The organism is Streptomyces sp. NPDC059201 (genome assembly GCF_042754585.1).
Classification (GTDB): Bacteria; Actinomycetota; Actinomycetes; order Streptomycetales; family Streptomycetaceae; genus Streptomyces.
The window spans coordinates 57,085-76,572 of the sequence record NZ_JBHZBB010000004.1 but is presented as its reverse complement, the minus strand read 5'-3'; the positions used below and the strand labels follow the sequence as shown (position 1 = coordinate 76,572).

Genomic DNA, 19,488 nt, shown 5'->3' with positions numbered 1-19,488 from the left:
CGCACAGGTCCCGGGCCGGTCTCCGGCGCTACTTCCTCAGCGCCTTGCGCAGCCGCAGCGCCCGGCGCGCCAGCCGGCGCACCCTCGGGTGCCGGGGGACCGGCAGGCCGCCCGGCAGGTCGAGGACGGTGAGCCTGCGGCGGGAGAAGTGGTGCCGGGTGCGCTCGGCGTACGGCCCCGACAGGTGGCGTACCGCCGCGTCCCGCAGGTCGCCCCGTATGTTCGGCTGCATCGCGAAGCCGACGGCGGCGACCAGGTCGTCGAGGCGGGCGGTGTCCGTCACCGGCTCCTCCTCGTCGGGGCCCGGCGTCAGCGGCGGGACGACCGCGTCGACGACCGTCAGCGGGATCCGGTTGCTGTTCTGGAACGGGGTGAGCCGCTGGAGCAGCTCCCGGGTGCCGACCCGGGCGACCGGCAGGCCGTAGAAGGTGCGGGCGGTCATCAGCGCCGTCGAGAAGCAGCCGACGACCAGCGAGGGCCGCAGCTCCCGGTAGAGCACCTCGGCGAGCACCGGGCGGGTCTCCACGGACAGCTCGGCGCCGAGCCGGGCCGCCTCCTCGGCCAGCGAGGCCGTCCAGGAGTCGGGGGCGGTCGGGTGCGGCTTGAAGACGAGGCTCCGGTGCCCGCGGGCGACCGCGCCGCGCACCATGCTCAGGTGCAGCTCCTCCTCCTCGGCGGCCGTCATCAGCTTGAGCGCGGCCAGGTACTGGCCGAGGAGCAGCGCGGGGCCCTCGCCGGCGGCGGCCGGCGCGTCGGAGCCGGCCAGCTCGCCGACCGCCTTGGTGAACGCCTCCACCGGTACGGTCTCCGGCACCGCGCCGAACTCGCCGAGCAGCAGCGGCCGCAGGCCCGGCACCAGGTCGAGGTGGAGGAGGCGGGTGGCGCGGCCGCCGATCAGCGGGTCGATCTTGTTGCGGGTCGGGCCGTAGCTCATCAGCCCGTCCGCGTAGACGGTGATCGCCGCCGCGGGGAGGAGGGTGGCGAGGGCGAGGGCCGGGGTGACCTGGATGGACTCCAGGACGAGCTCGACCCGGTCGCCGTCCAGCCCCCACACCTTGTGGAGGTGGCGCTGGAGCATCGGCACGTCCTGGCCGCGCGGGGTCCAGCCGCCGGGGTGGAGCGGGGAGATCGTCTCGTTCCAGGACACCACCTCGTCGAAGCGGTCCCGGATCCGGCCGAAGCCCTCGGCCTCGTCGAAGGCGGGGGTGGTCTCCGGGACGGGCGCGTTGTTGGTGACGAGGAGGATCCGCCGGGCGGCGGTGCCGAAGCAGCCGCTGTCTATGGCAGCGGCCAGGGTGACCGCGCCGTAGAGGGTGGAGGCGGCGAAGATCTGGGTCGTACGGGCCGTGCTCACGCGGCCACCTCCGAGGAGTTCGTGCCGGCCGCCGGACCCCGGCCGCGCGGCGGGGCCGGCGGGGCGGGCGGCGGAGGTGCGGGGCGCCGGCGGCGGAGCTTGCGCAGGACGGCCGCGCGGTCGCCGCCCATCGCGGTCAGCGCCTGTTCGAGGACGTCCTGCGGCATGCGGCGCAGCGCGCCCGCGCTCATCGCCTTCAGCTGCCGGGCCACGTCCGGTTCGAACTTCTGTATCGAGCCGATGTGATGGGCGATGACCGCGCAATAGGTGCGGACGGCTTTGGGGAGAAAGCGGTCCGCTTCCCTGTCCTTGGCCGTCTCCTCGATCACCTGGTCGAATGCGCGGATGAAATCCAATTGCCGGACGTCGCCGATCTGGGTGAGCGAGGTCGCCACCCCGCGCCGGTAGAAGACGCCGAGTTCGCCTATCGCGGCGAAGGATTCCGCCTCGCGGTGCAGCCGCCAGATCCACGGCCGGTCCTCGGCGGTGCGCAGGCCGTGCGGGAAGTGCAGCAGCCCCCGGTCGAGGAGCCTGCGGTGGTAGATCCCGGCCCAGGCGAACGGGTAGTCGACGGAGGTCGTGCGGTGGGCGGGGAGGATCGCCTCGCGCGGGTCCATGACCTCGTTGCGGCGCGGGACGGGCGCCCGGCGGACCGAGCGGGCGCGGCCGGTGACCGAGGTGTGGTCGGTGCGCAGGAAGTCGCAGCCGAGGTCCTCCGCGGCGGCCACCAGGCGCCCGTAGTAGCCGGGGGAGAGCCAGTCGTCCCCGTCGAGGAAGGTGATGAACTCGCCGCGGGCGGCGTCGAGACCGGTGTTGCGGGCCGTCGCCAGGCCCTCGTTCCGCTCGTGCCGGATCAGGACCGCGCCGGGCAGCTCGCGCGCGGCCCGTTCGAGGATGTCCGGGGTGTCGTCGAACGAGCAGTCGTCGACGAGGAGGAACTCGAAGTCGTCGCGGGCGTTGGCGCGCAGACTGGCGAGGGTGTCGGGGGCGTATGTCTGCACGTTGAAGAACGGCACGACGACGGAGAGCTTGACCACGCGGCCGACGCTAGGCGCCGCCCCGGCCGCTTCGCCGACCGTCCGGGGGATTTTCGGTGAACACGAAGCGGCGGGCTCCTTAACCGCCTTTACCCGAGGGGATTTCGGGCCGTCCAACGGCTGAATCCCGGGCCGCTTCAGATCACGGAGAGGTGCTGTTCACCGTTTGTTGCGGCTCAGTTGGGCCGTAGACCGGAATGCCCTTCTAGCGTCCTCGACGTGCCAGCAAGTTCCAGTGAAGCGGTACGGGTCGCCGTACTCGCGGATTCCGACACCCGGTGGAAATGGGGTGCGCTCACCGCGCGCCGCATCACCGCGGCGGACACCGAGACCCCCGGTTCCACCAGTGAGCCCACCGGTTTCGTGCTCCGCGGCAGGGCCACCCCCACCGCCCGCCAGCTCGCCGAGACGGGCGCCTCCACGGCCGCCCCGCGCGAAGTGACCGGCGCGGAGTTCCTGCGCGAGGTGCGGGACGCGGAGGCCCGCGGCGAGCGGTACGACGTCGTGGTCCTCGCGCTGGTCGGCGGCACCGTCCGGGCCGTCCTCCAGGGCCTCGCCGACCTCGGTCTCGACCGCCGGCCGGTGATCGTCACCGGGTACGTGGGCGTGGTCTACGAGAAGCTGGCCGACGGCCTGCTGCTCCGCCACGGCGCGGACGTCGTCCTCGCCAACTCCCGTCACGACGCGGACCGGTTCCGCGCCGTGTACGAAGGGGTCGGCGCCGGCTCCGAGTCGGTCGTCGAGGCCGCCCTGCCGTTCCTCGGCGGCGCCCCGCATCGCCCCGAACCGGGCCGCGACACCCTGGTGTTCGCCGCCCAGCCGTCCGTACCGGTCACCCGCGCCGAGCGGGCGTACGTCCTGGAGCGGCTCGTCCGGCACGCCCGGCTGCACCCGGAGCGCGAGGTCCTCCTCAAGCTCCGCTCCAAGCCCGGCGAGCACACCACGCACCTGGAGGAGCACCCGTACCAGCGGCTGGTGCGCGACCTGGACCCGCCGGCCAACTTCCGCCTGGTGTACGGGCACATGGGCGAGGTCCTGGACCGCACCGACCTGCTGGTCACCGTCTCCTCCACGGCCGCCCTGGAGGCCCTGCACCGCCGGATCCCCACCGCGATCCTCACCGACTGCGGGGTCCGCGAGGTCAACGGCAACCACCACTTCATCGGCTCCGGCCTCCTCACCTCCTTCGACCGGCTCGACCGGCTCGACCGGGGAGAGGCACCCGAGCCCGACGAGGAGTGGCTGGCCCGCCAGGGCGTCGCCTCCGACGGCGGGTACGACTCCGCCTTCGACGCCGCCCGCGAGAAGGTCGCCACACTCCTCGCGCTGCCCGAACTCCCCCCGATCAGCCCCTACTACACCGCGGAGACGGCCCCCGGCTACCTGCCGGGGATCCTCGCCCGCCACCGCCTGGACGTCACCGCGCCCCCGGTCCGCGACAGCGGGCTGCGCCGGATCGTCCGCGAGGCGGCGCGCGGCGCCTACCGCCACGGCGTCCAGCGCGTGGCCCCCGTCGTCCGACGCCTGGGAGAACTGTGATGCCCACGAAGAAGCCGAGCCCCACCGTGCTCGCCGTCATCCCCGCGCGCGGCGGCTCCAAGGGCGTCCCCGCCAAGAACCTCGCCCCGGTCGCCGGGATCCCGCTGGTCGGCCGGGCCGTCCGGGCCTGCCTCGGCGCGGTGGGCGTCACCGACGTCCTCGTCTCCACCGACGACCCGGCCATCGCCGCCGCCGCCCGCGCCTTCGGCGCCGAGGCCGTCGAGCGCCCGGCCGCGATCGCCGGCGACACCGCCACCAGCGAGTCCGCCGTCCTGCACGCCCTCGACGCCTTCGAGGCCGGCCACGGCCGCACCGCCGACGTGGTCCTCCTCGTCCAGTGCACCAGCCCCTTCCTGAGCTCCGCCGAGGTCGCCGACGCCGTCGCCCGGATCACCTCCGGCGCCGCCGACACCGCCTTCACGGCCGCCCCCTCGCACGGCTTCCTCTGGCGCGACCCGAGGGACAGCGCGACCGGCGCCACCGGCGTCAACCACGACAAGGCCCACCGCCCGCGCCGCCAGGACCGCGAGCCCGAGTACCTGGAGACCGGCGCCGTCTACGCGATGGACGCGGCCGGATTCCGTACCCACGGGCACCGCTTCTTCGGCCGCACCGCGCTCGTCGTCACCGACCCGGCCCGCGTCCTGGAGATCGACGACCCGCACGACCTGGCCCGCGCCCAGGCCCTCGCCCCGCTCCTCGACGAGCCGGCCACGCCCGGCTTCGCCGACGTCGACGCGGTCGTCCTCGACTTCGACGGCACCCAGACCGACGACCGGGTCCACCTCGACGCGGAGGGCCGGGAGTTCGTCTCCGCCCACCGCGGCGACGGCCTCGGCATCGCGGCCCTGCGCCGCGCCGGACTGCCCGTCCTCATCCTCTCCACCGAACAGAACCCCGTCGTCGCCGCCCGCGCCCGCAAGCTCAAGATCCCCGTCCTGCACGGGATCGACCGCAAGGACCTGGCGCTCAAGGAGTGGTGCGAGGCCGAGTCCATCGACCCCGCGCGCGTCCTCTACGCCGGCAACGACGTCAACGACCTGCCCTGCTTCCACCTCGTCGGCTGGCCCGTCGCGGTGAGCAGCGCCCACGACTCCGTCCGGGCCGCGGCCCGCGCGGTCACCGTCACCCCGGGCGGCTTCGGAGCGATCCGCGAGATCGCCGCCTGGCTCCTCGGACCCGAGCTGAACACCCCTTCCCCCACCCCTCTCGAAAGCTAAAGGAAGCACCACCATGAGCACCCGTCTGCGCACCCTCGGCCCGAAGACCGCCGGTCCCGGTCAGCCCGTCTACATCTGCGGCGAGATCGGCATCAACCACAACGGCGACCTCGAGAACGCCTTCAAGCTGATCGACGTGGCCGCCGAGGCCGGCTGTGACGCCGTCAAGTTCCAGAAGCGCACCCCCGAGATCTGCACCCCGCGCGACCAGTGGGACATCGAGCGCGACACCCCCTGGGGCCGGATGACCTACATCGACTACCGCCACCGCGTGGAGTTCGGCGAGGACGAGTACCGCCAGATCGACGAGCACTGCGCGAAGCGCGGCATCGACTGGTTCGCCTCCCCGTGGGACACCGAGGCCGTCGCCTTCCTGGAGAAGTTCGACGTCCCCGCCCACAAGGTCGCCTCCGCCTCCCTCACCGACGACGAGCTGCTGCGCGAGCTGCGCGCCACCGGACGCACCGTCATCCTCTCCACCGGCATGTCGACGCCGAAGCAGATCCGCCACGCGGTCGAGGTCCTGGGCAGCGACAACATCCTGCTCTGCCACGCCACCTCCACCTACCCGGCCAAGGCCGAGGAGCTGAACCTGCGCGTCATCCAGACGCTCCAGGAGGAGTACCCGAACGTCCCGATCGGCTACTCCGGCCACGAGACCGGCCTCCAGACCACGCTGGCCGCCGTCGCCCTCGGCGCGACCTTCGTCGAGCGCCACATCACCCTCGACCGCGCCATGTGGGGCTCGGACCAGGCCGCCTCCGTCGAGCCGCAGGGCCTGGAGCGCCTCGTCCGCGACATCCGCACCATCGAGACCGCCCTCGGCGACGGCGTGAAGAAGGTGTACGAGTCGGAGCTCGGCCCCATGAAGAAGCTCCGCCGCGTCCTGGAGCCCGTCTCCGCATGACCGGCCGTCTGGCGTTCGTCGAGAGCCCCGTCCAGCTCCTGAACGTCCTGGAGTGGGCGCACGCGCGCGGCCGGGGCCCCGTCCCGGCCGCCGCCCCCGCGCCCTCCCCGGCGCCGGGTGCCCCCCAGGCACCCGCGCCGGCCCCCCCGGCGCCGGGCGCCGCGCCCGCTGCCTCCGCCGCGCACCGCCCGGAGGCTCAGGCATCGGCCCCGCCCCGGGCGCCCGCCGCCCTCGCCCCGCACGGCACAGAGGCCCCGCACGGCCCGGAGGCTCCGGCCCCGGCCCACGCCTCCGCCCCGCCCCGCGCGGGCGCCGCACCCGCCGCCTCCGACGACCTCCGGATCGTCGTCCTCTCGCCGAACGACCCCATGTCGCGGGGGCAGCTGCGCCGGATGGCCCAGCTCGCCCGCGACGAGGGGTTCGCCGTGCACTGGCAGGAGGCGCGGGCCGGGCGCGGCGCGCTGGCGCGGACCCTGCGCGAGCTGGGCGGGCCGCTGCGCGCCGCCGAGCGCGTCATCGTCGGCGACCCGTTCTCCCGCTACGTACAACTGCTGCTCACCCTCTACGGGCCCCGGCACGTCACGGTCGTCGACGACGGCACCGCGACCATGGAGTTCGCCGCCCAGCTCGCGGGCGGGGAGCGGCTGGTCCGCTGGCACCGCAAGGGCGACCTGGGGCCGCGGGAGCTGGTCCTCGCCCCGGTCACCTCGCTGGCGCGCCGCCGGTTCGCCCCGGGACCCGGCAGGACGGTCGAGATCTTCACCTCGCTGCCCGTCCAGGCCCCGCCGGGCACCGAGGTCACCGAGAACTCCTACGCGTGGACCCGGGAGCGCTTCGGGCCGCCCGCGCTCACCGGCGGCGCCGACCTCGTGGGCACCTCGCTCGTCGAGACCGGGGTGGTCGACGCCGAGCACTACCTGCGGGTCGTCGGGCAGCTCGCCCGTACCCACGGCGCGACCCGCTACTTCGCCCACCGCCGCGAGACCCCGGAGAAGCTGCACCGGGTCGCGGTCGAGACCGGCCTCCAGGTGGTCCGTCCCGAGCTGCCGCTGGAGCTGATCGCCCGGCGCGGCCCGATCGGCGCCACCATCGTCAGCTTCCCGTCCACCGTGGTGCACACCCTGCCGCTCGCTCTGGCGGGCACCGGGGTGAAGGTCGCGGTCTGCGAGATCGCACCCGAATGGCTCAAGGCGACCGCCTCCCCGCGGGCCCAGGGCTTCCTCGCGGGCGTCGCCGGCACGGCGTCGGGGGTGGACCGGCTCACTCCGCGCAGCGGTGCCGCGGTCGACCGGCTGGAATTCGGCTGACCGGTTCGCGTTCCGGCCCCACCGCCGAGAAATCGGGTGAGCCTACCCATACGGAGCGTGTCCCATGCACGGCAAACCGAGATTCTTTCCCCTAACGGGTTGAACTTTTGGTGATCAACGGGCAGTTGATCACCGGATGGGCCTACCCTTCAAAGGGTGAACCAGTTGAAGACCCGTGAGCCCGGATCCTTCACCCTGCCCGGAACGCTGTCCTCCTCCCTGCGCGGCGAACTGATCGCCTTCCGCAGGGACTTGCACATGCACCCCGAGCTCGGCAACCAGGAGTTCCGAACCACCGCCGCGCTCAAGGCCCGCCTGGAGGCGGCCGGCCTGGCGCCGCGCGTCCTCCCGGGCGGCACGGGACTCATCTGTGACATCGGCACCTGGGACCGCGCGCGCCCCATGCTCGCCATCCGCGCCGACCTCGACGCGCTGCCCATCCCGGACGCCAAGACCGTCCCGTACCGCTCCACCGTGCCCAACCGCGCCCACGCCTGCGGCCACGACGTGCACACCACCACCGTCCTCGGCGCCGGCCTGGTCCTCGCCGAGCTGGAGCGCGAGGGCCGGCTGCCGCGCCCGGTGCGGCTGCTCTTCCAGCCCGCCGAGGAGGTCCTGCCCGGCGGAGCCGCCGACGCGGTCGCGGCCGGCGTCCTCGACGGCGTCGGCCGCATCATCGCCGTCCACTGCGACCCCAAGGTCGACGTCGGCAGGATCGGGCTCCGCGTCGGCCCCATCACCTCCGCCTGCGACCGCCTGGAGATCACCCTCGACGGCCCCGGCGGCCACACCGCCCGCCCGCACCTCACCACCGACCTGGTGACCGCCGCCGCCCGGATCGCCACCGACGTGCCGGCCGTCCTCGCCCGCCGGGTCGACGCCCGCGCCGGCCTCTCCGTCACCTGGGGCCGGATCGAGGCCGGCCACGCGCCCAACGTCATCCCCCAGCACGCCGAGCTCTCCGGCACCGTCCGCTGCCTCGACCTGCCCGCCTGGCGCGACGCCCCCGACCTGGTGCACGCCGCCGTCGACGAGGTCGCCTCCCTGCACCGCGCCAAGTCCACCGTGAACTACGTCCGGGGCGTCCCCCCGGTCGTCAACGACGCGACGATCACCGAGCTGCTCCGGGACGCCATGACCGCCCGCCGCGGCGCCGACTCGGTCGAGGACACCGAGCAGAGCCTCGGCGGCGAGGACTTCTCCTGGTACCTGGAGCACGTGCCCGGCGCGATGGCCCGGCTCGGCGTCCGCGCCCCCGGCGACCCCCGCGTCCGCGACCTCCACGCGGGCGACTTCGACGTGGACGAGCGGTGCATCCAGACCGCCGTCGAGCTCTTCACCGCGGCCGCCCTGCTCGACGCCCGCGCCGAGGGGGTCTGACCCCCGCCGCACCGTGCGCCGTCCCCCGCCATGCGTGGGGCGGCGCCCCCATCTCGGCTGATGACACGGGGTTGCGCCTTGATCGCGAAGTGTGTACGGGTACTGTGACCCGTGGGTTCGCGTCGATACGGTAACGACTCATGAACGGGTCCTTAACTGACATCTACGCGCGTTACGATCGCCGCAAAGCCAGCGCCGGAAGAGGCGCTTTCGGTCAGTCTTGAAGGGACCCTCCTCTTGCGCCGGATCACCAGGATCACCACCGTGGGCATCGCCTCCGCGGCGCTCGCGCTCTCCGCCACCGCCTGCGGCAAGTCCTCCTCCGAGGGCGGCTCCGGCTCCGACTCGAAGGCCGCCAAGGCCGCCATCGCGTACGACATCGGCGGCCGCGGCGACCAGTCCTTCAACGACGCCGCCTACGCCGGCCTGAAGAAGGCCGAGGACGAGCTCGACGTCAAGGGCGCCGAGGCCGAGCCGTCGTCCGGTGAGGGCGACGCCGACAAGGTGCAGCGCCTCACCTCGCTGGCCCGCGCCGGCAACAACCCGGTCATCGGCGTCGGCTTCGCCTACGCCCCGGCCATCGAGAAGGTCGCCAAGCAGTTCCCCGACACGACCTTCGGCATCATCGACGACACCTCGGTGACCGGCAAGAACATCGCCAACCTCGTCTTCAACGAGGAGCAGGGCTCCTACCTGGCCGGCGTCGCCGCCGCCAAGGCGTCCAAGTCCGGCACGGTCGGCTTCATCGGCGGTGTCGAGGTCCCGCTGATCAAGAAGTTCGAGGCCGGCTACGTCCAGGGCGTCAAGGACACCAACCCCAAGGCGAAGGTGCTCACCCAGTACCTGACCCAGCCGCCGAACTTCGACGGCTTCGCCAAGCCCGACCTCGGCAAGGCCGCCGCCCAGGGCCAGCTCGACAAGGGCGCCGACGTGATCTACGCCGCCGCCGGTCTCGCCGGCTCCGGTGCGATCGAGGCCGCCTCCAAGGCCGGCAAGTGGTCCATCGGTGTCGACTCCGACCAGTACAACCAGGCGGGTCTCGCCGAGTACAAGGACTCGATCCTGACCTCGGTCACCAAGGACGTCTCCGACTCCGTCTTCAACCTGATCAAGTCGGTCAAGGACGGCAAGCCGCAGACCGGTGAGGTCCGCTACGGCCTCGCCACCGACGGTGTCGGCCTGGCCGACTCGAACCCGAAGTACAAGTCGATGACCGACCTGATCGCCGCGGTGGACAAGGCGAAGAAGGACATCATCGACGGCAAGATCACGGTCAAGACCGCTCCGTAAGGCGCGAGCTCACGACCAGTTGCCCGCGGGCCCGGCCCCGGTGGGACTCCCACCAGGACCGGGCCCCGGGCCCATTCCCGTACGGGTTTTCACTTTTCGGCAGCGCTACGCGTGTAGATCTCGCACCGGCACGATAACTTCGCCCCGCCCTGCCCTCCGCTCCCACTCCTTTCGGCCAAGGAGAGTGCGTCATCAACGCGTCCAGCCCCCCTGCCGTGGAACTCCACGGCATCACCAAGCGCTTCCCCGGCGTCGTCGCCAACAAGGACATCGCGATCACCGTCCGGAAGGGCACCGTCCATGCCCTGATCGGCGAGAACGGTGCCGGCAAGTCGACCCTCATGAAGATCCTCTACGGCATGCAGAAGCCGGACGAGGGCACCATCGCCATCGACGGGGAGCAGGTCACCTTCTCCAGTCCCGGTGACGCCATCGCGCGCGGCATCGGCATGGTGCACCAGCACTTCATGCTCGCCGACAACCTCACCGTCCTGGAGAACGTCGTCCTCGGCGGCGAGAAGCTGTACGGCATCGGCGCGAAGGCCCGCCGGAAGATCCAGGAGATCTCCGACGCGTACGGCCTCGGCGTCCGTCCCGACGCCCTCGTCGAGGACCTCGGCGTCGCCGACCGGCAGCGCGTCGAGATTCTCAAGGTGCTCTACCGCGGTGCCCGGATCCTCATCCTCGACGAGCCGACCGCCGTCCTGGTCCCGCAGGAGGTCGACGCGCTCTTCGACAACCTGCGCGAGCTCAAGGCCGAGGGCCTCACCGTCATCTTCATCTCGCACAAGCTGGGCGAGGTCCTGAAGGTCGCCGACGACATCACCGTCATCCGGCGCGGCACCACCGTCGGCACCGCCGACCCGAGGACCGCCACCACCAAGCAGCTCGCCGAGCTGATGGTCGGCAGCGAGCTGCCCTCCCCGGAGACCCGCGAGTCGACCGTCACGGACGTCGCCATGCTCCAGGTGAAGGGGCTGACCCTCCTGGAGGGCGGCGCCACCGGCGCCCCGCTGACCACCGCCGCCCCCGCGGACCCGTCGAGCACGACGGTCGTCCACGAGGAGGCCGCGGCCGGCCGCAAGCTGCTCGACGACATCTCGCTCACCATCCACAAGGGCGAGATCCTGGGCATCGCCGGTGTCGAGGGCAACGGCCAGACCGAGCTCATCGAGGCCCTGATGGGCATGGCCACCCCCGACGAGGGCGCCATCACGCTCGACGGCGAGGACATCTCCAAGGTCTCGGTGCGCAAGCGCCGCGAGGGCGGCATCGGCTACATCCCCGAGGACCGGCACCGCCACGGCCTGCTCCTGGAGGCCCCGCTCTGGGAGAACCGCATCCTCGGTCACGTCACCGAGGCGCCCAACTCCAAGCGCGGCATCCTCGACCCGAAGGCCGCCCGCAAGGACACCGAGCGGATCGTCCGCGAGTACGACGTCCGCACCCCGGGCATCGACGTCACCGCGGCCTCCCTCTCCGGCGGCAACCAGCAGAAGCTGATCGTCGGCCGCGAGATGAGCCACAACCCCAAGTTCCTGATCGCCGCCCACCCCACCCGCGGTGTGGACGTCGGCGCGCAGGCGCAGATCTGGGACGCGATCCGGGACGCCCGCCGCGAGGGCCTGGCGGTGCTGCTGATCTCCGCCGACCTCGACGAGCTGATCGGCCTCTCCGACACCCTCCGGGTCATGTACCGCGGCAAGCTCGTCGCGGACGCGGACCCCGCCACCATCACGCCCGAGCAGCTGGGCTCCGCCATGACCGGCGCGGCCTCCGGCCACCTCGAAGGCGCCGCAGAGCAGCCCGAGCAGTCCGAAGACGGTGACGCCCGATGATGAAGATCGACAAGGACAAGCTGATCATCGGGGCCGCCGGCCCGGTGCTGGCCCTGGTCACCTCGTTCGTGCTCACCATGCTGGTGCTGCTCGCGACGGGCCTCGACCCCATCGAGCCGATCCGGCTGATGATCGAGAACGCCGGGTACTCGGACATCCAGGTCCTCATCGTCAACCAGACGGGGATCTACTACCTGGCAGCCCTGGCCGTCGCCATCGGCTTCCGGATGAACCTCTTCAACATCGGCGTCGACGGCCAGTACCGCCTCGCCGCGATGGTCTCGGCCGTGGTCGGCGCCTCGGTCGAGCTGCCCGGCCCGCTGCACATCCTGATGATCGTGGTCGTCGCGGCCCTCACCGGTGCCTTCTGGGCCGGCATCGCCGGTCTCCTCAAGACCACCCGGGGCGTCTCCGAGGTCGTCTCGACGATCATGCTCAACGCCATCGCGACCTCCCTGATCGCCTGGCTGATCCTGCCGAAGAACCTCGGCGTCCAGCCCCCGGGCTCCAACGACCTGACGACCGGCGAGATCGCCGAGTCGGGCTGGTTCCCCGGCATCGACATGGGCCAGGGCAACGGCGAGATCTACGGCTTCACCTTCGTCGCCCTCGCCCTCGGCGTCGTCTACTGGTTCGTCCTCAACCGCACCCGCTTCGGCTTCGACCTGCGGGCCACCGGCGAGAGCGAGTCCGCGGCGCAGGCCAGCGGCGTCGACGCCAAGCGGATGATCCTCACCTCGATGCTCATCTCCGGCGGCCTCGCGGGCCTCTCCGGCATGCCCACGCTGCTCGGCGACACCCACACGTACAGCCTGTCGTTCCCGGTCGGCGTCGGCTTCACCGCCATCACGATCGCGCTGCTCGGCCGCAACAACCCGGTCGGCATCCTCTTCGCCGCGCTGCTCTTCGCGTTCCTCGACAAGGCGTCCTCGTCGCTCGACGTCGAGGGCTACCCGAAGGAGATCACGCAGATCATGCAGGGCATCATCGTGATCGCCGTGGTCGTCTCCTACGAACTCGTCCGCCGTTACGGCACCCGCCGCCAGCAGCAGAAGGTCGGCGAGGAGCTCGCCGCCGGCGGCGCCATCAAGACCGACAAGGAGGTCTCGGCATGAGCACCGGCACTGTCACCAAGCCGAGCGCCGCACCCAAGGGCACCGGGCGCCGCAAGCTCACCCTGCCGTGGATCCTGCTGATCGTCGCGGCCGGACTCGTCCTCTTCTCGCTGGTCCGCGTCATCTCCGGCGCCGACGACCTGACCTCCGTCGGCCAGGTCTCCGGCGCGCTCCGGCTCGCCGTCCCGATCGGCCTCGCCGGCCTCGGCGGCCTGTGGGCCGAGCGCGCGGGCGTGGTCAACATCGGTCTCGAAGGCATGCTGATCCTCGGCACCTGGTTCGGTGCCTGGGCCGGCTACCAGTGGGGCCCCTGGGTGGGCGTCCTCTTCGGTCTCCTCGGCGGCGCGCTCGGCGGCCTGCTGCACGCGATCATCACGGTCACCTTCAACGTGAACCACATCGTCTCCGGTGTGGCGATCAACATCCTCGCGGCCGGCTTCACCATGTACCTGTCGAACTTCACGTTCGGCGAGGCCGAGGGCGGCTCCTCCAAGCAGTCCCCCCGCATCGACCAGATCTACGAGATCACGATCCCAGGGCTCTCGGACTGGCTCCAGGACCTCCAGCAGAAGCACTGGTTCCTGATCTCCGACCTCGCCGGCATCCTCGGCGGCCTGGTCACCAACCTGTCGCTGCTCACCGTCGTCGCGCTCCTGCTGATCCCGGCCACCTGGTGGGTGCTGTGGCGCACCTCCTTCGGCCTGCGGCTCCGCTCCTGCGGTGAGAACCCGGTCGCCGCCGAGTCGCTGGGCGTCAACGTCTACAAGTACAAGTACATCGCGGTCACCATGTCCGGCGCCCTGGCCGGCCTCGGCGGCGCGTTCCTCGCGATCGTCGCCACCGGCATCTACCAGGAGGGCCAGACCGGCGGCCGCGGCTACATCGGTCTCGCCGCGATGATCTTCGGCAACTGGATGCCCGGCGGCATGGCGCTCGGCGCCGGCCTCTTCGGCTTCACCGACAGCCTCAAGATCCGCGGCGGCGCCGAGAACGTCCACGCGCTGCTGCTGCTCGTCGCCCTGCTCCTGGTGCTCGCCGCCGCCTGGCAGCTGTACAAGAAGAAGTACGTGCCCGCCGTGATCTCCGCGGTCTTCGCGGTCGCGTTCTTCCTCTGGTACGCGCTCACCGACCAGGTCCCGAGCCAGTTCGTCGACGCCGCCCCGTACATCACCACCCTGCTCGTGCTGGCCCTGTCCGCACAGCGGCTCAGGATGCCGAAGGCGGACGGCCTGCCCTACCGGAAGGGCCAGGGCAAGTGACGACCGCCCTCCCCGAGGCCGGCTGGGAGGCCCTGCGGACCGAGGCCCGCGAGGCGATGGCGCGTGCCTACGCCCCGTACTCGGGCTTCCCGGTCGGCGCGGCCGCCCTGGTCGACGACGGGCGGACGGTCTCCGGCTGCAACGTGGAGAACGCCTCCTTCGGGCTCGGCCTGTGCGCCGAGTGCGGCCTGGTCTCGCAGCTCCAGGCCACCGGCGGCGGGCGGCTCACCCACTTCGTGTGCGTGGACGGGCGCGGCGAGCCGCTCGTCCCCTGCGGCCGGTGCCGGCAGCTCCTCTACGAGTTCGGCGGCGCCGAGCTCGTCCTGGAGACGCCGGCCGGGCTCCTGACCCTCGCGGAGATGCTGCCGCAGGCGTTCGGCCCGGACCACCTCGCCCCATAGCACCTCGGAGCGGCCCTTCCGGCACGATGGGAGGGGCCGCTCCTTCCGTTCCCCCCTCTATGCGCGTAGAAAGAGGCACCACGACATGGACGTCATCTCCGTCATCCGGACCAAGCGGGACAAGGGCGAGCTGAGCCCCGAGCAGATCGACTGGGTCATCGACGCCTACACCCGCGGCGTGGTCGCGGACGAGCAGATGTCGGCCCTGGCCATGGCGATCCTGCTCAACGGCATGAACCGCGACGAGATCGCCCGCTGGACGGCGGCGATGATCGCGTCCGGCGAGCGCATGAACTTCGACGCGCTCTCCCGCCCCACCGCCGACAAGCACTCCACCGGCGGCGTCGGCGACAAGATCACCCTCCCGCTCGCCCCGCTCGTCGCCGCCTGCGGCGCGGCCGTCCCGCAGCTCTCCGGCCGCGGCCTCGGCCACACCGGCGGCACCCTCGACAAGCTGGAGTCCATCCCCGGCTGGCGCGCCCTGCTCTCCAACGAGGAGATGCTGCACGTCCTCGACACCACCGGCGCCGTCATCTGCGCGGCCGGCGACGGCCTGGCCCCCGCGGACAAGAAGCTGTACGCGCTCCGCGACGTGACCGGCACCGTCGAGGCGATCCCGCTCATCGCCTCCTCGATCATGTCGAAGAAGATCGCCGAGGGCACCGGCTCCCTCGTGCTCGACGTCAAGGTCGGCACCGGCGCCTTCATGAAGACCATCGAGGACGCCCGCGAGCTGGCCTCCACCATGGTCGCGCTCGGCACCGACAGCGGCGTCAAGACGGTCGCGCTCCTCACCGACATGTCGACCCCGCTCGGCCTCACCGCGGGCAACGCCCTGGAGGTCCGCGAGTCGGTCGAGGTCCTGGCCGGCGGCGGCCCCCAGGACGTCGTCGACCTGACCGTCGCCCTCGCGGCCGAGATGCTGGCCGCGGCCGGCATCAAGGACGCCGACCCGGCGAAGGCCCTCAAGGACGGCTCCGCGATGGACGTCTGGCGCCGGATGATCGCGGCCCAGGGCGGCGACCCGGACGCCACCCTCCCGGTCGCCCGCGAGCGGCACGTCGTCACCGCCCCCTCCTCGGGCGTCCTCACCCGCCTCGACGCGTACGACATCGGCATCGCCGCCTGGCGCCTCGGCGCCGGACGCGCCCGCAAGGAGGACCCGGTGCAGGCCGGCGCGGGCGTCGAGCTCCACGCCAAGCCCGGCGACACGGTCACGGCGGGCCAGCCCCTCCTCACCCTCCACACGGACACCCCGGAGAAGTTCGACTACGCCCTCGGCTCCCTCACCGGCGCCTGGGACATCGCCCCGGCGGGCACCGACTTCAAGGCGACCCCGATCGTCCTGGACCGCATCGCGTAACGGCTCTGGCATGTGCCAATGACACCTTCGGGTGAACGGGACCGATGGACCTCCACCGGTCCCGTTCGGCATGCTGGGATCGGTGACGACCGAATGAGGAGCACACCATGAGCGCACTCGCTGCCGAGCCCCACCCCGACGCGGGCAACGGCTGGGAGGATCTGGTCCGTCGCTGGGAGTCGATGGACCGGCCCGAGGGCTGCAAGGTGGAGATCATCGAGGGGATCATCACCGTGGCACCCACGCCATCCGCCCGGCACAACAGCATCGCCTACAGGGTTCTGCGGCGGCTCGCCGCTGTCATCCCCGAGGACTGGGGCGTCTACCAGACGCAGTCCGTCTCGATCCCGAGCCGCATGAGCGCCTTCATTCCTGATCTTCTCGTGGCTCCGCTGGCCGAACTGGACGGACCCGGCCATCTCATCCCCGCCGACGTGGCGGAGCTCGTCGTCGAAGTCACCTCTCCGTCGAACGCGAGCACCGACCGGATCACGAAGGCGGCTGTCTACGCGGAAGCCGGAGTGCCGCTCTACCTCCTCATCGACCGCCACGCGCCCGGCGGCCCCACCATCACCCTCTACGGAGAGCCCGTCGGCGACGTCTACCGGGTCCTGAGCGCCGCCCCGTTCGGCGAGAAGATCCACCTCCCCGCCCCCTTCGACCTCACCCTCGACACCGCCGAGTTCCCCGTCAGCTGACCCCCAGCAGCCCCGTCAGCTCCCGCATGTGCCCGAAGAGCACCGTGCCCGGGCCTTCGAGGTGGGACGGGAGGGTCAGGCCACCGGTGTAGCCGAAGGCGCGCATGCCGGCGGCGCGGGCGGCCCGGACGCCGTAGCGGCTGTCCTCGACCACCGCGCAGCGCTCCGGCGGGACGCCCATCGCGGCGGCGGCGTGCAGGAAGAGGTCCGGGGCGGGCTTGCCCCGCTCGACGTCACGGGCGCTGAACATCCGCCCCTCGAAGCGCTCCAGCAGACCCGTCCGGCCGAGGTTCCTGCGGATGGAGGCGTGGCTCCCGTTGGAGGCGAGGCAGTACGGCACCGCCAGCGCGTCCAGCACGTCGGTGACCCCCTCCACCGCCGTCAGCTCCGCGTCGAGCACGTCCTCGTACCGCTGCTTGAACGGCGCGTCCCAGTCGGGTTCCAGCGGGCGGCCCCGCCGCTCGGCCACGATCGCGGTGAGCATGTCCTTCGAGGAGCCCACGAAGTGCTCCACCATCTCCGCCTCGGTGAACTCGGCGCCCAGCCCGGCGAAGACCTCCCGGTCCACCCGGCAGTAGAGCCGCTCGCTGTCCACCAGAACGCCGTCACAGTCGAAGATCACCAGTTCGACAGGGTGAGTAGTCATGATCGCGAGCCTCTCACGCGATGACTTTCCCGCCTTCCGGCGGTCACCCCCTCGTGGACACCCGTCAGCCCCTCCTCATGACCCTCCCCGCCCGGCCCACCCGCGAGGAGGTCGCCCGGCTCTGCGCCCGGCTCGCCGCCGCCCCGCCCGGGGAGGTGCGCTGCGGCGTCGACGCGGAGGCGTACGGGCTGGACGCCGTGGACGCCCTGGCCCGGATCCGGCTCGCGGCCCGCCGGGCGGGCCACCGGCTCACCTTCCACGGAGCGGGACCCGACCTCACGGCCCTGCTCCGCCTCACCGGCCTGGACGAGGTGCTCTGACGCGCTACGCCTCCAGCCGCTCCGGCAGGTCGAAGAGCGGGAACCAGCGCGGGGTGTCCAGGAAGAAGTCCATCCCGGCCACCTTGCCGTCCCGCACCTCCAGCACGATCAGGGCCCACGGGCTGAAACCGCCCTCCGGGTCCGGGTGGTACTGCGCGAAGGCCGGCGAGCCGTTGGCCACCGTCGGCACCAGCTTCGAGCCGCGGCACACGTCGCCCACGCCCAGCATCCAGCCGACGATGTCGTCGTGGCCCCGCAGCCACAGGTCGAACGGCGGCATCGTCATGGTCGCGTCCTCGTGGAGGAGCGCCGTCAGCGCCTTCATGTCGTAGCCCTCGAACGCGGCCACGTACCGCTCAAGGAGCGCCTGCTGCTCCTCGTCGAGCGGGTCCGCCGCGTCCGACTCGGCCGGGGCCTGCTCGGCGATGGTCGCCCGGGCCCGCTGGAGCGCGCTGTTCACCGAGGCGACCGAGGTGTCGAGCAGCTCGGCGACCTCGCTCGCCTTCCACGCGAGGACCTCGCGCAGGATGAGCACGGCCCGCTGCTTGGGCGCGAGGTGCTGGAGCGCGGCGACGAAGGCGAGCCGCACGGTCTCACGGCTGAGCGCCGCCTCCGCCGGGTCGCCCGCGGTCGGCATCACGCGCCCGTCCGGGATCGGCTCCAGCCAGGTGATCTCCGGCTGCTTGACGAGCTGCGCCTGCGCGACCGGCGTCGGCCCCGAGAGGTCCATGGGCCGCGCCCGCTTGTTGCCCGCGTTCAGCGCGTCGAGGCAGACGTTGGTGGCGATCCGGTAGAGCCAGGACCGCAGCGAGGAGCGCCCCTCGAAGGAGTCCATGGCCTTCCAGGCCCGCACCATCGTGTCCTGGACCGCGTCCTCCGCCTCGAAGGAGGAACCGAGCATCCGGTAGCAGTAACCGGTCAGCTCCCGCCGGTACTTGTCGAGTTCATCGGTCGTCACCACGGCGGTCTCGCCCATCGCGTTCCCCATCACCCCTCACCGGCGCCGGCGTTCGGCACCGGTGAGAGCGAAGCTACCGCAGCGCACCGACAGCCGGGGTCAGGTTCCCGGCTTGCGCCCGTAGACGTAGACGTCGTCGCCGTTGCGCAGCAGGTTCCAGTACGCCTTGGCGTCGGCCGAGCGCATGTTGACGCAGCCGCCGGAACCCGGCGGGTTCCACATGGACTTGGTCGTCGAGTGGAACGCCTGCCCGCCGTCGAAGAACTGCGAGTACGGCATCGAGACGTTGTAGATCGTCGACCAGTGGTTGATGTTCCGCCAGTAGATCTTCTTGAGGCCGGTACGGGTCTCGGTGCCGTCCTTGCCGGTGCGCACCGGCACCGGGCCGTACTTGAGGCGCGAGCCGTCCTGGATCCAGGTGAGCTGGCGGGTCAGGTCCACGCAGGCGATCCGGCCCTTGTTGGTCGGACACTTGCGGTCCTTGTTCGGGTTGGTCCCGGCCGCCTTCTGCTGGATCATCGTGTTCATCGTGCGCCAGGTCAGCGGTCCCGCGTAGCCCACGCTCGGCGTGATGCCGTGCTTGCGCTGGAAGGACTGGATGGCCTGGCAGTCGCCGAGCGACTGGCGCCCGTCGACGGTGCGGCCGAGGAACTTCTCGACCTGCTTCTGGTACGGCCCCGTCGTCACGTTGCACGAGGCGGCCTGGGCCGGCGAGGCGCCCAGCACGAGGGCGGCCGGCACGAGCAGCGAGGTGAGGCCGGCGGCTATGCCGGCTCTCTTCCCCACCCGGTTCGCGAATCGGTTCATGATCGTCAACTCCCCCTAGAGTCCTGACATACGAGACGTGCGGGGGAGC

The 19,488-nt window shown here is 71.9% G+C and carries 18 protein-coding genes; 13 read left to right on the top strand and 5 right to left on the bottom strand.

The features are described 5' to 3' along the window. Nucleotides 1-28: 28 nt before the first annotated feature. Nucleotides 29-1,354, bottom strand: coding sequence for a polysialyltransferase family glycosyltransferase (locus ACFXMG_RS14670; RefSeq protein ID WP_383815347.1), 1,326 nt, complete (start codon nucleotides 1,352-1,354; stop codon nucleotides 29-31). Beyond that, nucleotides 1,351-2,391: a glycosyltransferase family 2 protein gene (locus ACFXMG_RS14665; protein ID WP_383815344.1), complete on the bottom strand. Its 1,041-nt coding sequence runs from the start codon at nucleotides 2,389-2,391 to the stop codon at nucleotides 1,351-1,353. Before ACFXMG_RS14665 ends, ACFXMG_RS14670 begins: the two co-directional genes overlap by 4 nt. A gap of 219 nt (nucleotides 2,392-2,610) precedes the next feature. Between ACFXMG_RS14665 and ACFXMG_RS14660 the strand changes: the two genes are divergently transcribed. The 12 genes from ACFXMG_RS14660 (at nucleotide 2,611) to ACFXMG_RS14605 (ending at nucleotide 16,708) form a co-directional block, all read left to right on the top strand. Continuing rightward, on the top strand, nucleotides 2,611-3,930 hold the full coding sequence (locus ACFXMG_RS14660; RefSeq protein ID WP_383815342.1) for a DUF6716 putative glycosyltransferase: 1,320 nt from the start codon (nucleotides 2,611-2,613) through the stop codon (nucleotides 3,928-3,930). Then, nucleotides 3,930-5,150 (top strand): cytidylyltransferase domain-containing protein, encoded by a 1,221-nt coding sequence (locus ACFXMG_RS14655; RefSeq protein WP_383815339.1) that lies wholly within the window; start codon nucleotides 3,930-3,932, stop codon nucleotides 5,148-5,150. The genes ACFXMG_RS14660 and ACFXMG_RS14655 overlap by 1 nt, the downstream gene beginning before the upstream one ends. Before the next feature lie 13 nt (nucleotides 5,151-5,163). Beyond that, nucleotides 5,164-6,057, top strand: a complete 894-nt coding sequence (locus tag ACFXMG_RS14650) for an N-acetylneuraminate synthase family protein (protein ID WP_383815336.1) — start codon at nucleotides 5,164-5,166, stop codon at nucleotides 6,055-6,057. After that, on the top strand, nucleotides 6,054-7,364 hold the full coding sequence (locus ACFXMG_RS14645; protein WP_384901143.1) for a hypothetical protein: 1,311 nt from the start codon (nucleotides 6,054-6,056) through the stop codon (nucleotides 7,362-7,364). Before ACFXMG_RS14650 ends, ACFXMG_RS14645 begins: the two co-directional genes overlap by 4 nt. Before the next feature lie 156 nt (nucleotides 7,365-7,520). After that, nucleotides 7,521-8,744, top strand: a complete 1,224-nt coding sequence (locus tag ACFXMG_RS14640; protein WP_383829676.1) for an amidohydrolase — start codon at nucleotides 7,521-7,523, stop codon at nucleotides 8,742-8,744. A 237-nt stretch (nucleotides 8,745-8,981) separates the two neighbouring features. Continuing rightward, nucleotides 8,982-10,034 carry a BMP family protein gene (locus tag ACFXMG_RS14635; RefSeq protein WP_383829673.1) on the top strand — a complete coding sequence of 351 codons (1,053 nt, stop codon included), beginning with the start codon at nucleotides 8,982-8,984 and terminating at the stop codon, nucleotides 10,032-10,034. Between the two features lie 215 nt (nucleotides 10,035-10,249). Next, on the top strand, nucleotides 10,250-11,872 hold the full coding sequence (locus tag ACFXMG_RS14630) for an ABC transporter ATP-binding protein (RefSeq protein WP_383829670.1): 1,623 nt from the start codon (nucleotides 10,250-10,252) through the stop codon (nucleotides 11,870-11,872). Next, complete coding sequence (locus tag ACFXMG_RS14625; protein WP_383829666.1) at nucleotides 11,869-12,987, top strand: ABC transporter permease; 1,119 nt, start codon at nucleotides 11,869-11,871, stop codon at nucleotides 12,985-12,987. The genes ACFXMG_RS14630 and ACFXMG_RS14625 overlap by 4 nt, the downstream gene beginning before the upstream one ends. Then, entirely contained in the window at nucleotides 12,984-14,246 is a 1,263-nt protein-coding gene (locus ACFXMG_RS14620) for an ABC transporter permease (protein WP_383829663.1), read from the top strand. Before ACFXMG_RS14625 ends, ACFXMG_RS14620 begins: the two co-directional genes overlap by 4 nt. Further along, nucleotides 14,243-14,647, top strand: coding sequence for a cytidine deaminase (locus ACFXMG_RS14615; RefSeq protein ID WP_383829660.1), 405 nt, complete (start codon nucleotides 14,243-14,245; stop codon nucleotides 14,645-14,647). The genes ACFXMG_RS14620 and ACFXMG_RS14615 overlap by 4 nt, the downstream gene beginning before the upstream one ends. Before the next feature lie 85 nt (nucleotides 14,648-14,732). Next, nucleotides 14,733-16,010 carry a thymidine phosphorylase gene (locus ACFXMG_RS14610; protein ID WP_383829657.1) on the top strand — a complete coding sequence of 426 codons (1,278 nt, stop codon included), beginning with the start codon at nucleotides 14,733-14,735 and terminating at the stop codon, nucleotides 16,008-16,010. 107 nt (nucleotides 16,011-16,117) lie between these two features. Next, the gene (locus ACFXMG_RS14605) at nucleotides 16,118-16,708 is read left to right on the top strand and encodes a Uma2 family endonuclease (protein WP_383829654.1); all 591 of its coding nucleotides are present in this window, start codon (nucleotides 16,118-16,120) and stop codon (nucleotides 16,706-16,708) included. On the opposite strand, the gene ACFXMG_RS14600 is transcribed toward ACFXMG_RS14605, so the two are convergent. Next, nucleotides 16,701-17,354 (bottom strand): HAD family hydrolase, encoded by a 654-nt coding sequence (locus ACFXMG_RS14600; protein ID WP_383829651.1) that lies wholly within the window; start codon nucleotides 17,352-17,354, stop codon nucleotides 16,701-16,703. The genes ACFXMG_RS14605 and ACFXMG_RS14600 overlap by 8 nt on opposite strands. Nucleotides 17,355-17,374: 20 nt before the next feature. On the opposite strand from ACFXMG_RS14600, the gene ACFXMG_RS14595 reads away from it, so the two are divergent. Beyond that, entirely contained in the window at nucleotides 17,375-17,674 is a 300-nt protein-coding gene (locus tag ACFXMG_RS14595; protein WP_383829648.1) for an STAS domain-containing protein, read from the top strand. Nucleotides 17,675-17,678: 4 nt separating this feature from the next. On the opposite strand, the gene ACFXMG_RS14590 is transcribed toward ACFXMG_RS14595, so the two are convergent. Next, nucleotides 17,679-18,650 carry a sigma-70 family RNA polymerase sigma factor gene (locus tag ACFXMG_RS14590; protein WP_383829645.1) on the bottom strand — a complete coding sequence of 324 codons (972 nt, stop codon included), beginning with the start codon at nucleotides 18,648-18,650 and terminating at the stop codon, nucleotides 17,679-17,681. An 81-nt stretch (nucleotides 18,651-18,731) separates the two neighbouring features. Beyond that, complete coding sequence (locus tag ACFXMG_RS14585) at nucleotides 18,732-19,439, bottom strand: L,D-transpeptidase family protein (RefSeq protein ID WP_383829642.1); 708 nt, start codon at nucleotides 19,437-19,439, stop codon at nucleotides 18,732-18,734. Nucleotides 19,440-19,488: the final 49 nt, after the last annotated feature.